This is a genomic window from Thalassospira sp. (assembly GCF_048059015.1).
GTDB lineage: Bacteria > Pseudomonadota > Alphaproteobacteria > Rhodospirillales > Thalassospiraceae > Thalassospira.
In genome coordinates, this window is sequence record NZ_JBLLNT010000003.1 from 393182 (window position 1) to 407346 (window position 14165).

At 54.4% G+C, this 14165-nt stretch carries 10 protein-coding genes; 3 read left to right on the top strand and 7 right to left on the bottom strand.

The window, feature by feature from the left end; genetic code table 11:
* Positions 1–42: 42 nt before the first annotated feature.
* From ACMZ66_RS05835 to cysE, 5 genes are all read right to left on the bottom strand, one after another.
* A complete protein-coding gene (locus ACMZ66_RS05835; RefSeq protein WP_416935336.1) occupies positions 43–1266 on the bottom strand; it encodes an IscS subfamily cysteine desulfurase in 1224 nt (407 codons plus the stop codon).
* A 28-nt stretch (positions 1267–1294) separates the two neighbouring features.
* Complete coding sequence (locus ACMZ66_RS05840; RefSeq protein ID WP_416935338.1) at positions 1295–2191, bottom strand: cysteine desulfurase family protein; 897 nt, start codon at positions 2189–2191, stop codon at positions 1295–1297.
* Positions 2185–2421, bottom strand: a complete 237-nt coding sequence (locus ACMZ66_RS05845; protein WP_416935340.1) for an aminotransferase class V-fold PLP-dependent enzyme — start codon at positions 2419–2421, stop codon at positions 2185–2187. The genes ACMZ66_RS05840 and ACMZ66_RS05845 overlap by 7 nt, the downstream gene beginning before the upstream one ends.
* A 49-nt stretch (positions 2422–2470) precedes the next feature.
* A complete protein-coding gene (locus ACMZ66_RS05850; protein ID WP_416935342.1) occupies positions 2471–2953 on the bottom strand; it encodes an Rrf2 family transcriptional regulator in 483 nt (160 codons plus the stop codon).
* Between the two features lie 110 nt (positions 2954–3063).
* Positions 3064–3783, bottom strand: a complete 720-nt coding sequence (cysE, locus tag ACMZ66_RS05855; RefSeq protein WP_416935344.1) for a serine O-acetyltransferase — start codon at positions 3781–3783, stop codon at positions 3064–3066.
* Positions 3784–4028: 245 nt separating this feature from the next.
* On the opposite strand from cysE, the gene ACMZ66_RS05860 reads away from it, so the two are divergent.
* Positions 4029–4667, top strand: a complete 639-nt coding sequence (locus ACMZ66_RS05860; protein WP_416935346.1) for an alpha/beta hydrolase — start codon at positions 4029–4031, stop codon at positions 4665–4667.
* Positions 4668–4714: 47 nt separating this feature from the next.
* On the opposite strand, the gene ACMZ66_RS05865 is transcribed toward ACMZ66_RS05860, so the two are convergent.
* Positions 4715–5830: an anhydro-N-acetylmuramic acid kinase gene (locus tag ACMZ66_RS05865; RefSeq protein WP_416935348.1), complete on the bottom strand. Its 1116-nt coding sequence runs from the start codon at positions 5828–5830 to the stop codon at positions 4715–4717.
* Between the two features lie 188 nt (positions 5831–6018).
* Here ACMZ66_RS05865 and tyrS point away from each other — a divergent pair, with 188 nt between their 5' ends.
* Positions 6019–7272 (top strand): tyrosine--tRNA ligase, encoded by a 1254-nt coding sequence (tyrS, locus tag ACMZ66_RS05870; protein ID WP_416935350.1) that lies wholly within the window; start codon positions 6019–6021, stop codon positions 7270–7272.
* Positions 7273–7354: 82 nt separating this feature from the next.
* On the opposite strand, the gene ACMZ66_RS05875 is transcribed toward tyrS, so the two are convergent.
* Positions 7355–10885 carry an AsmA-like C-terminal domain-containing protein gene (locus tag ACMZ66_RS05875; protein ID WP_416935352.1) on the bottom strand — a complete coding sequence of 1177 codons (3531 nt, stop codon included), beginning with the start codon at positions 10883–10885 and terminating at the stop codon, positions 7355–7357.
* Positions 10886–11169: 284 nt separating this feature from the next.
* On the opposite strand from ACMZ66_RS05875, the gene ACMZ66_RS05880 reads away from it, so the two are divergent.
* On the top strand, positions 11170–14148 hold the full coding sequence (locus tag ACMZ66_RS05880) for a bifunctional [glutamine synthetase] adenylyltransferase/[glutamine synthetase]-adenylyl-L-tyrosine phosphorylase (RefSeq protein ID WP_416935354.1): 2979 nt from the start codon (positions 11170–11172) through the stop codon (positions 14146–14148).
* The last annotated feature ends 17 nt before the right edge of the window (positions 14149–14165 follow it).

Below are 14165 nucleotides of genomic sequence, written 5' to 3' on the forward strand. Positions count from 1 at the left end.
TTGGTCTCTCTCACGAGACGATGACGTTAAATCAGGCGCTTCTTAGTGCTCAGCCCATTCGATCGACTTGATGTCGATACCTTCCTGGGCCATTTCCCAAAGCGGGCTCATCTCGCGAAGGCGCTCAACAGCGGTGCAGATTGCATCAACTGCTTCGTCGAGCTCTTCTTTGGTGGTGTAGCGGCCAATGCCGATACGTAGCGAGGTGTGTGCGAGTTCTTCGTCAACACCAAGCGCACGCAGGACATAGGACGGCTCGAGAGAGGCCGAAGTACAAGCGGAACCCGACGAAACAGCAATGTTCTTGATGTCCATCAGAAGGCTTTCGCCCTCAACATAGGCAAAGGAAACATTGAGGTTACCGCAAACGCGGGCTTCTTCGTCACCGTTCAGATAGATGTCTTCAAGACGATCACGGAAACGCGCCAGGGTGTAATCGCGCAGTTCAGCCAGGCGTGCGTTTTCTTCTGCCATTTCATTGGACAGAATGTCACATGCCTTGCCAAGACCAACGATCAACGGGGTCGGCAGCGTGCCAGAGCGCATGCCACGTTCCTGACCACCACCGGTGATCTGGGCGATAACACGAACGCGCGGACGGCGACGCACGAACAGTGCACCAATGCCTTTCGGGCCATAGATTTTGTGGCCAGAAATCGACATCAGGTCGATGTTCATGTCTTCAACGTCAAGGTCGATTTTACCAACAGCCTGTGCGCAATCAGTGTGGAAGAACACTTTGCGTTCACGGCAGATGGCACCGATTTCCTTGAGCGGCTGGATCACACCGATTTCGTTGTTTACGCCCATGACGGAAACAAGTGCGGTTTCATCGGTGATCGCAGCTTTGAGTTCTTCAAGGTCGATCAGGCCGTTTTCCTTAACGCCAAGATAGGTCACTTTGTAACCTTCCTGCTCAAGGTGACGGGCACTGTCGAGCACGCATTTATGCTCGGTCACGACCGTGATCAGATGCGGCTTCTTCTTGCCATAGAACTTCATCACACCTTTCAGTGCGAGGTTGTTCAATTCAGTCGCACCCGAGGTAAAGATGATTTCTTTAGCGGATGCGTTGATGATCTTTGCAACCTGACCACGCGCAACTTCAACCGCGTCTTCGGCTTCCCAGCCAAAGCTGTGGTTACGCGAATGCGGGTTACCGAATTTCTCGGTGAAATACGGCAGCATCGTCTCGACGACACGCGGGTCGGTCGGCGTCGTAGCCTGGTAGTCCAGATAGATCGGCTTTGCTTTAAGCTCGTTCATATTTAAGGCTTCCTCACTCACTCTCTTGTCAGGCAGCGTGACGCGCTTTCTTACGCGCTGCATTGCCCCTCATCCGGCTCCAAACTCGGATAAACGTATCGATATCTTCGTCGGTCGTTTCCAGTCCCAGACTGACCCTGATGGCCGATCCGGCGTCAGAAACGCCCATTTCCTTAAGTACGTGGCTTTCACGTACCTTGCCTGATGAACAGGCTGATCCCGAACTGATTGCAACACCTGCCAGATCCAGTGCCATCACCTGGGTTTCCCCCGGCATTCCCGGCAAGATCAGGCAACTTGTATTCACCAGTCGCTCCGTTCCCTTACCAGCGATCAGAAGCTCCGGGGCCTCTGATGCCAGTTCCGTTTCAAGACGATCGCGCATTTCTGCGACCTTCGTCATGTTCGCCATTTCGGCTTCGGCGCGCCGGGCCGCGGCATCAAAGCCTGCGATCCCCGGTACGTTTTCCGTGCCGCCACGGCGGTATTTTTCCTGTCCGCCACCCCGGATCTGGGGGACCAACATCACGCCCGGTGCAATCGCCAGAGCGCCAATTCCTTTTGGGCCGCCGATCTTATGGGCCGAGATCGACACCATATCAACCAGCAAACGGCCCATATCGACCGGCATCCGGCCCAATGCCTGTACGGCATCGCAATGGACCTTTGCGCCATATTCGCGCGCCAGAAGACCAACTTTGGCAACCGGCTGAATGACGCCGGTTTCATTATTGGCCAGCATCACCGACACCAGAACCTTCTGCCCGGCGTCCGATACTTCTTTAAGCATCATCTCAAGGGCGCCCAGATCAATCACCCCATTGCCATCGACCGGGATGCGTTTCGCATCATGGCGTCCCTCGATCACCGAGGGATGTTCGATCGCACTGGTAAAGACGGTGACGTCTTCAAGTCCGTTCAGCACCAGATTGTTGGCCTCTGTCCCACCGCTTGTGAAAATGATCCGTTCAGAATCACCCCGACAAGCTCGGCGATGGTGCGACGCGCATGATCAACGATCTTGCGGGCCGCACGGCCACTGGCATGAACTGATGACGGGTTCCCCGAAACATCCATCGCAGCGATCATGGCCTGCTTTGCCTCGGGGCAGAGCGGCGCGCTTGCGTTGTAGTCGAGATAAACCTGTTCGGCCATCAGTTTGTAATCATCCTTATTCTCATCTGCCCTCGATATAGAGGAGCATTTACTGTGCCGCAACCTGTGACGGCTCTTCTATTTGCGTTGTTTTTGCCGGGAAGGTGCGAAGCGTTCCGGCAACATTGCGACCAACCACATCGGCCAAGCTGACCGACGCCAGATAGAGATAAATCTGGTTGCCCAGTTCTTCCCACAATTCATGGGTCTGACAGCGGCCCTTATTGGCCTTGCAGCCTTTGGGTGATCCTGATTTGCAACGGGTTGCGCGGATCGGCTCGTCAACGGCCAAGATCACGTCGGCAACACGGGTTTCATCAGCCGTACGGGCCAACAGATAACCGCCGCCCGGCCCGCGCACGGAACGGACAAGCCCGCCTTTGCGCAATTTGCCAAACAGCTGCTCAAGATAAGACAGCGAAATTTCCTGGCGGTCCGCAATATCGGCAAGTGCGACCGGTCGGTCCTTGCTGCTTTCAGCGAGATCGACCATCGCCATAACGGCATAGCGGCCTTTGGTACTCAGCTTCACGGTGCGTCCTCCTGCCTTGCTATCGTGTTCGGCCAATCATGTTCAGCCAGTTGGAGATCCCGATAGCGGGCTGTTCATTTCACATCGCGCAAACGATATTTGCGCAAATCCTATTCCGACGATGCTACGATACGCGGTTTTTCCGGCGTTACGTCATCACCTGATTTTTCGGCTTCAAGGGCTGCGACCTTGTCACGAAGGCCCTGAACTTCACGGCCAAGTTCTTCGAGTGCGCGGGCCACCGGATCGGGCAAATCGCCAAGCGGCGTACCATAAGCACAGAAGCGATCATCGGTTTCACGACGAACGATCTTGGCGGGGATACCAACAACAGTGGCACCTTCGGGCACTTCGGACAGCACAACAGCATTGCCGCCAACACGTGCATTCTTGCGCACGGTGAACGGGCCCAAAATCTGTGCGCCGGAACCGACAATCACACCGTCCTCAAGGGTCGGGTGACGTTTCAGACCACGTTGACCTTCGCTATTCACGCTGGGCGATGTCCCGCCAAGGGTAACCCCCTGATAGAGGGTAACATCATCGCCAATTTCGGCGGTTTCACCGATCACGACCCCCATGCCGTGGTCGATAAAGAAGCGTTTACCGATCTTGGCACCCGGGTGAATTTCAATCCCGGTCAGCCAGCGGAAAATCTGTGACAGGAAGCGCGCCGTAATGCGAAAACCGCGCTGCCACAGCCAATGCGTTCCCCGATAGCCCATGATTGCGTGAAACGCCGGATAACTGATCACGACTTCCCAACGGGATCGCGCCGCAGGGTCACGGGCAATCATCGCGTCAATTTCCTGACGAATTAGCTTGAACATCGGGTGGTCCACTGTGTAATTAGTACCTTCGATTCCCGGCAGCCACGCCTAGCCCCGTCCTCGCAACATAAGCAAGATCGGGTTTCACAGGCACCATCGGGTTAGCCGGAATATAGGATAACCGAGTAACTTGGTCAAGTATTTGCCCAAAGCAATTTATGCGCAAACACGAAAAAACTTACAAAAAGACTCGGATATTTTTGTTACACACATCTTTCCATTCGTGGACAGGAGCAGTCTGATCCATGCCTGAGGTCATTTTTAACGGCCCCGAAGGTCGCCTTGAAGGTCGCTACCATCATAACGGCGCTGACGATTCGCCCATCGCGCTGATCCTCCATCCGAACCCGCAACAGGGTGGCACAATGAACAATAAATTGTGCTTCAACATGTTCAACATGTTCAAGGATCGTGGCTATTCTGTCATGCGTTTCAATTTCCGCGGTGTTGGCCGTTCGCAGGGCGTTTACGATCAGGGAATCGGTGAACTGTCTGACGCGGCATCCGCCCTTGACTGGATGCAGACCTATAACGCCAATGCACGCGCAACCTGGGTTGCCGGTTATTCATTCGGCTCCTGGATCGGCATGCAGCTTCTGATGCGCCGTCCGGAAATCGATGGCTTTATTTCGGTTGCAGCCCCGGCAAGTGAATATGACTTCACCTTCCTGGCACCCTGCCCGTCTTCCGGCATCCTGATCCATGGTACGCAGGACACGAACATTCCGGTCGCCTCGGTCAACAAGCTTGCTGACAAGCTCAATGCCCAGAAAGGCATCGAAGTTGATATGTGCGCGATTGACGGTGCCGATCACTATTTTGCCAAACAGCAAGATGACGTGATCAAGCATTCGGTTGCCTATCTGGACAAGCGCGGCGCCTGATCGCGCGCAGCAATTCAGACAAACACAAATACGAAAAGGCCGCCTGATCAGGCGGCCTTTTTTGTTGTGTAAAGCTTCCCGCCGCAACATGGCTCCGGCACACCGGTAGTTCCGGGGAAGCTTAGCGGCAAGCCGCGCAAATGGCGCACAGCCAAATAGCCAAAGCATTCAGCCTCAACCGCATCCCCGTCCCAATCAAGTTCATCAACCGATCGCACAGGAACACCTAGACGCTCATTAAGCTTGGCCATCACATAATCATTGTGACGCCCGCCCCCGCAGACAAACCAGCTTTTGGGCTCAACGGGCAGATGGTTCACACCCGCAACAATGGCCGCAACCGTGCAATTGGCAAGTGTTGCCGCACCATCAGAAACACCAAGCTTTGCTTCTGTCACCAGACCATCGATGCGAAGCGCCATATCCTCGCGATCAAGGGATTTCGGCGGGACACGATCAAAGTATGGGTCTTCAAGGAATTTGACTTCGACCATCGGATCACCATTGCCTGACGCCGCAGTCGCACCATTCAGATCGACCGGATTGCCGGTATAGCGCAACATCCAGTCATCGATACGTGCATTGCCCGGGCCGCAATCAAAAGCCAGCAATTCATCACCTTCACCGATCCATGTAACGTTTGAAACCCCACCGATGTTTAGAACCGCGACGGGCACGTCCACCCCGGCACTTTTCATCAGGGCCGCGTGATAGACCGGGGCCAATGGCGCACCCTCCCCACCGGCCGCAACATCAGCCAAACGGAAATCTGCCACCACCGGGATGCCGGTTTTTTCCGCCAACATATGTGGTGTTCCGATCTGACGGGTCAGACCCGATGCCGGTTCATGAAACACGGTCTGCCCGTGAAAGCCGATAATGCCGATTTCACTGGGTGACATTCCCGCTTTGGCCAGCAACATGTTAACGGCATCAACATGCACCTGCGTCAAATCATCTGCCACAACATGTTCAGAGTTGGTCGCACTGCGATTACCAAAACATCCGCGCATGCGTTCGCGCAATTCCGGGGCATAGGGCACGAAAACAGACTGACCGAGCCTGCGGACTTCAACGCCATCGGTTTCAATCAGGGCCGCATCCACACCATCAAGTGACGTGCCGCTCATCATGCCGATTGCAGTGATCCAGTCTTGTGTCATGTCGTGCTCCGCATCGCATTTTGCCTTGTTCGTTCGCAGCTTAAGGAGAAATCATCGCGAAATCGTTACCGGGATAGCAGTTCTGCGTGCCGATGCGTTGCCGAGCAGATGTTTTCTGTGCTAGATCATCGCCTCCGCACCTATTGGCGGCTCGAATTTTCTATCACAACCAACATAGCGCAAAAACCATGACTGAACTGAAGTCTGATTTTCTCCGCGTCATGAATGACCGCGGTTACATCCACCAATGTACTGATCTTGAAGGCCTTGATGCCTATGCATCGGAAAATACGGTGGTGTGCTATGTGGGTTATGACTGCACTGCAGACAGCCTTCATGTCGGATCACTTGTATCGATCATGATGCTGCGCTGGCTGCAGAAAACCGGACATAAGCCGATCGTCTTGATGGGTGCTGGCACCACGCGTGTTGGTGATCCGACGGGCCGTGATGATGCCCGCCCGGTTCTGACCGACGAAGTCATTGCCGCGAACATGGCAGGCATCAAGAAGGTCTTCCAGCAGTTCCTGACGTTTGGCGATGGCCCGACCGATGCGGTCATGGTCAACAATGCCGATTGGCTGGACAAGCTGAACTATATTGAATTCCTGCGTGATTTCGGTCGCCATTTCTCGGTCAACCGCATGCTGAGCTTTGACTCGGTCAAGCTGCGTCTGGAACGTGAACAGTCGCTGAGCTTCCTTGAGTTCAACTACATGATCCTGCAGGCCTATGACTTTGTTGAGCTGAACCGCAACTATGGCTGCATGCTGCAGATGGGTGGTTCGGATCAGTGGGGTAACATCGTCAATGGTGTTGAACTTGGCCGTCGCGTGGATGAGAAATCCCTGTTTGGTCTGACGACCCCGCTTATGACCACCGCATCCGGTGCCAAAATGGGCAAGACCGCAGCAGGTGCTGTGTGGCTGAACGAAGAACGCCTGTCGTCTTATGACTATTACCAGTTCTGGCGGAACACCGAAGACGCGGACGTGATCAAATTCATGCGTCTGTTCACCGAAATGACGCTTGAGCAGATTGACGAATACGCCAAGCTCGAAGGATCGCAGATCAACGAAGCCAAAAAGGTTCTGGCATTCGAAGCTGTCAAACTTTGCCGTGGCGAAGAAGCAGCCCTTACTGCTGCTGAAACCGCACGCAAGACCTTTGAAGAAGGTGTTCTGGCTGATGACCTTCCGACCGTGGAAATCCCGCGTGCGGAGCTTGAAGCTGGCATTCCGGCATTTGATCTGTTCCGTCGCGCGGAACTGGCCAATACCGGTGGTGAAGCACGCCGTCTGATCAAGGGTGGCGGTGCGAAGCTCAATGACGAGAAAGTCAGCGACGAAAACGCCACCATCACCGCAGACGCGCTGAACTCTGATGGTGTGATCAAGGTATCGGCGGGCAAGAAACGCCATGTCCTGATCAAGCCGGTCTGATTGCCCAGCACATGAGAATTGAAAAGCCCCGCAGCAAATGCTGCGGGGCTTTTTGTTTGTCTGCGTGATGAGGCATCGCGCCCTAGCCCGGCTCTGCCCCGGTGATCAGGTTACGAAACACACCGGGCACAAAGGTCGAGAGCGGATTGACCGTAACACTTGGCCCATCAAGGTCGCCTTCAACCGTGTAGGTCGGCGCAAAGATGCCGCCCCCTTCCTCGCCCACCAGCAAATCCCCCAGGATCGGGATCGCACCAAGGGCGGAGTTCAGCGCATAGATCGGCACAATTGATCCAGCCAGACGGATTTCCGATTTCGCCAGATCAATTGATCCATTTGCCGTCACACCAACGGCCGTCCCGTTTGCGGCAAATTTCGACATCGAAAGCACATCATTCACATAGGTGAAGTCGCCATTCAGCTCGTCAAACGAAATGCCATTGCCCTGCAAGACATCGTTCAAACCGGTAAGCGACGCGGCACTGAGAACGCGGGCGGCAATCGGAGCATTTACAACACGGAAGTTGCTGACATTGACTTTACCGGTAAATGGCTGGGCGACTTCGCGTTCATCCACCGTGCCTGTGATCGAAAGGTTCCCGGCCAGTAGATTTTCGTACATATCAACAGCACGCAGGAACTTGCCAGCATCTTCACTGGTCAGCGTCACGTTGCGCGTCAGGAAATCTTCGCGGGTCACCTGAACGAACACATTGGCGCGATCGCCCAGCGATCCGTTTAGAACCAACCGATCCCATTCCTGCCCGACGACATGAATGGATCCTTTAACATCGCCCAGCAGTTCGCCATTGGCCATGACCATCTGTTCGATATTTACAAACACCTCGGTCGTGCCACCATCGCGGCTTGCCTGCTGTCCGATACCGCCACTGTTGGGTGCTTTCATATCGCGGTCTTTTGCATCGACCTGCGTATCATCAGCGACGATCCACGGTGTCGCGATCAGCTGACGGGCAGTGATTTCAAGTTCGCGCTTTTGGCCATTCTGGCTAAAGGTCATTTTCCCGTCATTCAGAAGCGGGTTATCGCCCTTTAGCAGGAATTCCTTGGCGGCCAATGTGACGATGAAGTTTTCATCACTGGTTGGTTCATCAGACGTATCGTCTTCGGCCTTTTCGATCAGATAGCGCAGATCAAACTGCGTCCCGCTCAGATCGACAAACAAACGCCCACCCGGCCCCATACGAATGGTGCCAGTCATATCGGTGTTTTGACGGAAACGGGTGTTTTCAATTTCAAACGCCCATTGATCATCGACCGGATTATCACCGCGCCAACGTCCACGACCGGCGGCCTCGACAGCAGGTGCAGACAGGGCAAAGGAATTTAAAACACCACCGCCGTCATAATTGACGGCAACGTCGAATTTCGCCTTGGCCTCTGCACCGGGCATCTTTTTATATTCAACGCCCTCAGCCGGGATTTCGATGCTGACATCATTGAGCCCAACATCCCCGTTGATCACGACATTGGCGTCCGAAACCTTGATATCGACTTTGCCCTTGGCCATGCCTGCGACATAAGGGCCGGGATCAAGTTCGATCTGAGGCAGGATGGCAAGATCAAGATCACCGGACAGGACATAGTGGCTGCGAAGGTCTGCCGCACTGTCAAAACTTTCGACCCAGTTGATCCTGGTTTTGCCTTTGCCGATGCTTGCCGTACCGCCAAGCTCAAGCCCCTTGGTATTCACCTGAAGCTCGAAACTACCGTTTTTGACATCCATGCCCCGGAAGACTTTGGTGATCGCGGCATTTTCAATCCGTGAGGCAGCAGCGACTTCGACATCATCAAATGTCACATCACGCAAAAGCGGGAAATGAAGACGCACGCGCGTTGCCTGCTCACCGCTGACCTGTGCCGGATCAATGCCAAGACGGGTCGCAAAACCAAGCGGTTTGGCCTCGATCAGTTCAAGCGCCTTGCGCGCACTGCCATTAGCAACAATTTCGATGTCTGCATACGGGGTCGGCTCATCAAGTTTGGTGAACAGGATACTGGCATCGGTCACCTTAAGCCCGTCTGCCTCGCCTTCATTCACATAGATGTTAAAGCTGGTTTCATCGAAATCGGCCCGCCCTGCGGAATTGAGCACATCGGGCATCTCACCCAGATAATGTACCCTTACACCAGACATCGTCATCTGCCCGCCAAGATCATCAAGAACGATCTCGCCTGTTTGATCCTGATGCAGTTCGGTATGTAGGGTGGCCTGATGAACAATGCCCTCGGATAGGTTGGTCACGACCCATGTGCGCGCATCCTGCCCGACATTTTCCGGCCACAGACGGTTAAGATCGTTGGTCGCGACATCGGTTGCCTTGGCATCCAGACTAAGACGCCATTGACCAAACGGATCGAGCACCACACCGGTCACATTGGCACTGGCATCGCCGACATTCAGTGTGACGTCATCAATGTTAAACCGGCCGGGTACAAAGCTTGTCGCGATGCGACCGTCACTGACCCGATAAGTCGCGCTGATTTCAGATGGCAATGAGATAACGCCACTTCCGACCACAAGATCAGTGGAAGCAGAAATCAGTTCGCCATTCACGTGATATTTGGCGCGCACCTTGCCCGATACCGGCACATAGGCATCACGCAGTGGCTCAAAGATATCCGAAATGCTCAGAAGATCGGAAAGTTCGACCTCGCCCAGATCGGCTTCAAGGTCGATCTCGCCGCTTTGGCGGCTGTAATCGCCGCTGACATCGACATGAGTTGAAATTGCACCGGCACTGACTTGCAAGGATGCCTCTGCCCCGATACCAAAAGCCTGCCGCGACAGATAGATGTCGGCTTCTGGTGCGGCCCAAACCAAACCAAGCTTCTGATCGCGCACCTGAAGGTCCGCATCAACGATGCCGAAACTTTCGAAATAGGCGGCGGCCGGGAAATCGGTACGCTCACCCGACAGGATTGCGATCACATCCTGAAGCACCTGACTACCGGATTTCTCAATCGGCGCGTCGACGGGTTCAGCGGTTTCAGATGCGCCGCTATCAGGAAGCGGTTGTGCGGCTGTCTCGACATCGGTTGGGGTTGGCAGCTCGATGGTTACCGAAGGTCCGCGACCACGATCATAGGCCAGATCGGAAGCATCATCGGCATCTTCGCCAGTTGAGATGATCCCTGCCAAGGTATCGGCATCAGGGGCTGCTTCATCCGCAACATAGCCGATATCTATTTTGCCATCCGCACTACGTTCAAGGCGGATGCGCGGACCGATCAGGTTCATTTCGCGCAGGGCCAAAACGCCTTCAAACAGTGCTTTGCTCGAAAAGACAACATCGGCTTCGGGGATGTGCAGCAATTCGCGATTTTCCGGACCAAAGATGCTGACATCGCGCAGTCCGACATCGAACTTCTCAGCCCATCCGCGCCAGCGCAGAACAAGATCGCCAACAGCCAATCGGTTATCACCCATCGACTTGTTAAGATGTTCGACAATATAGGGGGTCAGGCGGTGCAGAGACACGGGTTCCTTGGACAGCCGCCATATGGTGACGCCTGCGAACACGCCAACAAACAGGATGACGGCTGATAAAATCAGCGCCAGCCATCCGGCAAATGTTTTAACGTGGCGCACTCTTTATACCCTGTGTTCCCGATGTCATATTTGGCAATAACACCAATCTGCGCAGTCCGGTTGCTTGTTCAGCATTCACGATGAACAATATTAGTTAAAAGTACCAGACTGTTAAGTAGGGTCTGAACCATTAAATTGCTTTTTGTCCGATCACAGAAAAGCTAAACAGAGACATGTCACCCTGTTGATCAGGACATCAAACTCCTTGCAGAGACTGTGCAATCAGGAACAAGCCTGTGCATAGCCCGGTTCGTTACCCTTTCGCAATACAAGGAACGCAAAAAGTGTCTCTTTCCTGGATTTCGAAGGACCTGCCCCAAGCCTTTGACGTCGACCGCGTTGCCAATGCGTTTGAACGCTGGAACGGGCTCGGTGATCGTCCGGTATTTGAAAGCCTGTCAGATAAAATTGGCGATATTGCGTCCAATCCCCAGACACATGCGGTTTTGGCTGCCCTTTTTGGCAACAGCCCCTATCTGACCAATCTGTGTTTGCGCGATCCTGATGTTGTGTGTGACGTGTTTGATCACGGTCTTGATCAGGCCTTTGCCAATGCGCTTGATCCGGTCCGCATCAGTGCGGATGCGCGTGATCTTGATCAGGCGACAACCATGGCAACCGTGCGCCGGGCAAAACGCCGTGCGGCCCTTGTGATTGCGATTGCCGATATCTGCAAGGGCTGGCCGCTTGATAAAATCACCTCGGCGATTAGCGAGACGGCTGAACGCACCCTTGATTTCACCATGGCGCATTGTCTGTCTGCGATGGCGAAGCTTCGCAAATATGATCTGCCCAATCCTGAAAACCCGCTTGAAGGATCAGGGATCTTTTGCATCGGCATGGGCAAGCTTGGCGCGGGGGAGCTTAACTATTCATCCGATATCGACCTGATCTTTCTTTATGATCAGGACGTGGTCACATATCTGGATGACGACCGCCTGCAGCAGGATCTTGTGCGCATGGTGCGTGACATCACGCGCGTGATGGAAGAACGCACAGGCGATGGCTATGTGTTTAGAACCGATTTGCGCCTGCGCCCTGACCCGGCATCGACCCCACCGATCCTGTCAATGATTGCGGCGGAAACCTATTACGAGACTGTCGGGCAAAACTGGGAACGTGCGGCCATGATCAAGGCGCGCATTGTTGGCGGCGATCGCAAATCCGGTGATGAATTCCTTGAAATCCTACGCCCCTTTGTCTGGCGCAAGCATCTGGATTTCCTGGCCATTCAGGACATTCATTCGATCAAACGTCAGATCAATGCCCATAAAGGCGGATCAAAAATCAACATCCCGGGCCATAACATCAAACTGGGCCGCGGCGGCATTCGCGAGATCGAATTTTTTGCCCAGACACAACAATTGATCTGGGGTGGCCGTGAAGTTGCCCTGCGTGACAAGGCGACCTGCGATACTTTGCGTGCGCTGACCAAATTTGGCCAGGTATCCGATGACGTCCGTGATGAAATGCTGCGCGCTTACGAATTCCTGCGCACGGTCGAACACCGTCTGCAAATGATCAATGATCAACAGACCCAGACTTTACCCGAAAGTGATGATGGCCTGCATGCATTGGCCACCTTCCTTGGCTATCCGACACTTGATGCATTCAAAGCCGATTTGCTTTTGCATCTTCGTAATGTTGAAAACAACTATGCCGAACTGTTTGAAGATGACACGCCGCTGACGGGCAGTGAAACCGGCAACCTTGTTTTCACCGGCACCGAAGACGATCCCGATACACTGACCAATCTCCGCGAGATGGGTTTTGAAAATGCCGAAAACGTGTCGGTTACGGTACGTGGCTGGCATCATGGTCGGTATCGCGCCACTAGGTCACGCCGGGCACGTGAAATCCTGACGGAATTGATGCCGACCTTGTTGGGCGCGCTTTCCAAACGCACCAACCCGGATATGGCATTCCGGGCCTTTGATGATTTTCTCAAAGGTCTTCCGGCAGGCGTACAGCTTTTCTCGCTATTTACCGCTCATCCGGAATTGTTGGAGCTTCTGGCGCAAATCGCCGGAACGGCGCCGCGCATGGCGAAATATATCGGGCGCAATGCATCGGTTCTGGATTTCGTTTTGATGAAGGGCTTCCACGAAGAACTGCCCGATGCCGATAGCATGTTGTCCGAGCTTGATGCCCGCCTGTCGCGCGAAGACATGGTCGAAGACTGGCTCGATGCCGCGCGGCGTTGGGCCAATGATCAGAAATTCCAGATCGATGTGCAAACCATCCAGAACCGCCACACCCCGCATGAAGCTGGTCGGGCCTTGGCCGATGTTGCCGATGTCGCCATCCGCGCCCTGTTCCCGCGCATTGCCGAAGACTTTGCAGCCAAGCATGGGCATTTCAGCGATGGCGGCTTGGCGGTCTTTGCGCTTGGCAAACATGGCGGGCAGGAACTTTCGCCCGGCTCCGACCTTGATATGGTGTTCATCTATGATGTGCCAGAAGACGCCGAAGAATCAGATGGTGATAAGCCGCTGACACCGGGCCATTATTTCATCCGGCTGAGCCAGCGTTACATCAACGCCCTGTCGGCGCCCACCGCCGAAGGTGTGCTTTTTGAAACCGACCTTCGTCTGCGCCCGAGCGGGTCCAAAGGGCCGCTTGCAACCCATTTCAAAAGCTTTGAGACCTATCAGCACAATGAAGCCTGGACGTGGGAACATATGGCACTGACCCGCCTGCGCCCGGTTTATGGGCCCAAGGCGCTATGTGACAAGGTACTTGAAACCACCAATGCGGTCCTGTGCCTTGAACGCGATCCTGATCAGCTGGTGCGGGCTGTCTTTGACATGCGCAACCGGATGGAAGCCGGCAAGGGTGATAATCATCCATGGGCACTTAAGATGCGTCGGGGTGGTTTGGTTGATCTGGAATTCATCGCGCAATATCTGCAACTACGTCACGCGCACACGCATCCCGAAATCCTGTCACCAACCACACGCGTTGTGTTCAAGAACCTTGGCGCGGCAGGTATCCTTGATGGGGATGAGGCAGAATTTCTGGCCAATGCCGGGTCATTCTGGCTGGCGTTGCAGGCGATGTTGCGCCTGACGACCGAAGGTCCGTTTGATCCGGAAAAAGCCAGCTCTGATCTGCAACAGATGCTGGCCAATGCGGGCAAATGCGATGATTTCAAAGCGCTTCAGGACAAGATCGAAGATACCGCCACCCGGATCAAATCGATCTATGACCGCATCATTGCCGAACCGGCCGAAAAGGTCGCCCCGCCAGACGAGGCGCAATAACAACAATAGCTTCACAC

Excerpts from the sequence above, each read along its gene's own strand:
- cysE (WP_416935344.1), bottom strand. The coding sequence starts at position 3,783 with ATGTTCAAGCTAATTCGTCAGGAAATTGACGCGATGATTGCCCGTGAC.
- tyrS (WP_416935350.1), top strand. The coding sequence starts at position 6,019 with ATGACTGAACTGAAGTCTGATTTTCTCCGCGTCATGAATGACCGCGGT.
- ACMZ66_RS05865 (WP_416935348.1), bottom strand. The coding sequence starts at position 5,830 with ATGACACAAGACTGGATCACTGCAATCGGCATGATGAGCGGCACGTCA.
- ACMZ66_RS05860 (WP_416935346.1), top strand. The coding sequence starts at position 4,029 with ATGCCTGAGGTCATTTTTAACGGCCCCGAAGGTCGCCTTGAAGGTCGC.
- ACMZ66_RS05845 (WP_416935340.1), bottom strand. The coding sequence starts at position 2,421 with ATGGCCGAACAGGTTTATCTCGACTACAACGCAAGCGCGCCGCTCTGC.
- ACMZ66_RS05835 (WP_416935336.1), bottom strand. The coding sequence starts at position 1,266 with ATGAACGAGCTTAAAGCAAAGCCGATCTATCTGGACTACCAGGCTACG.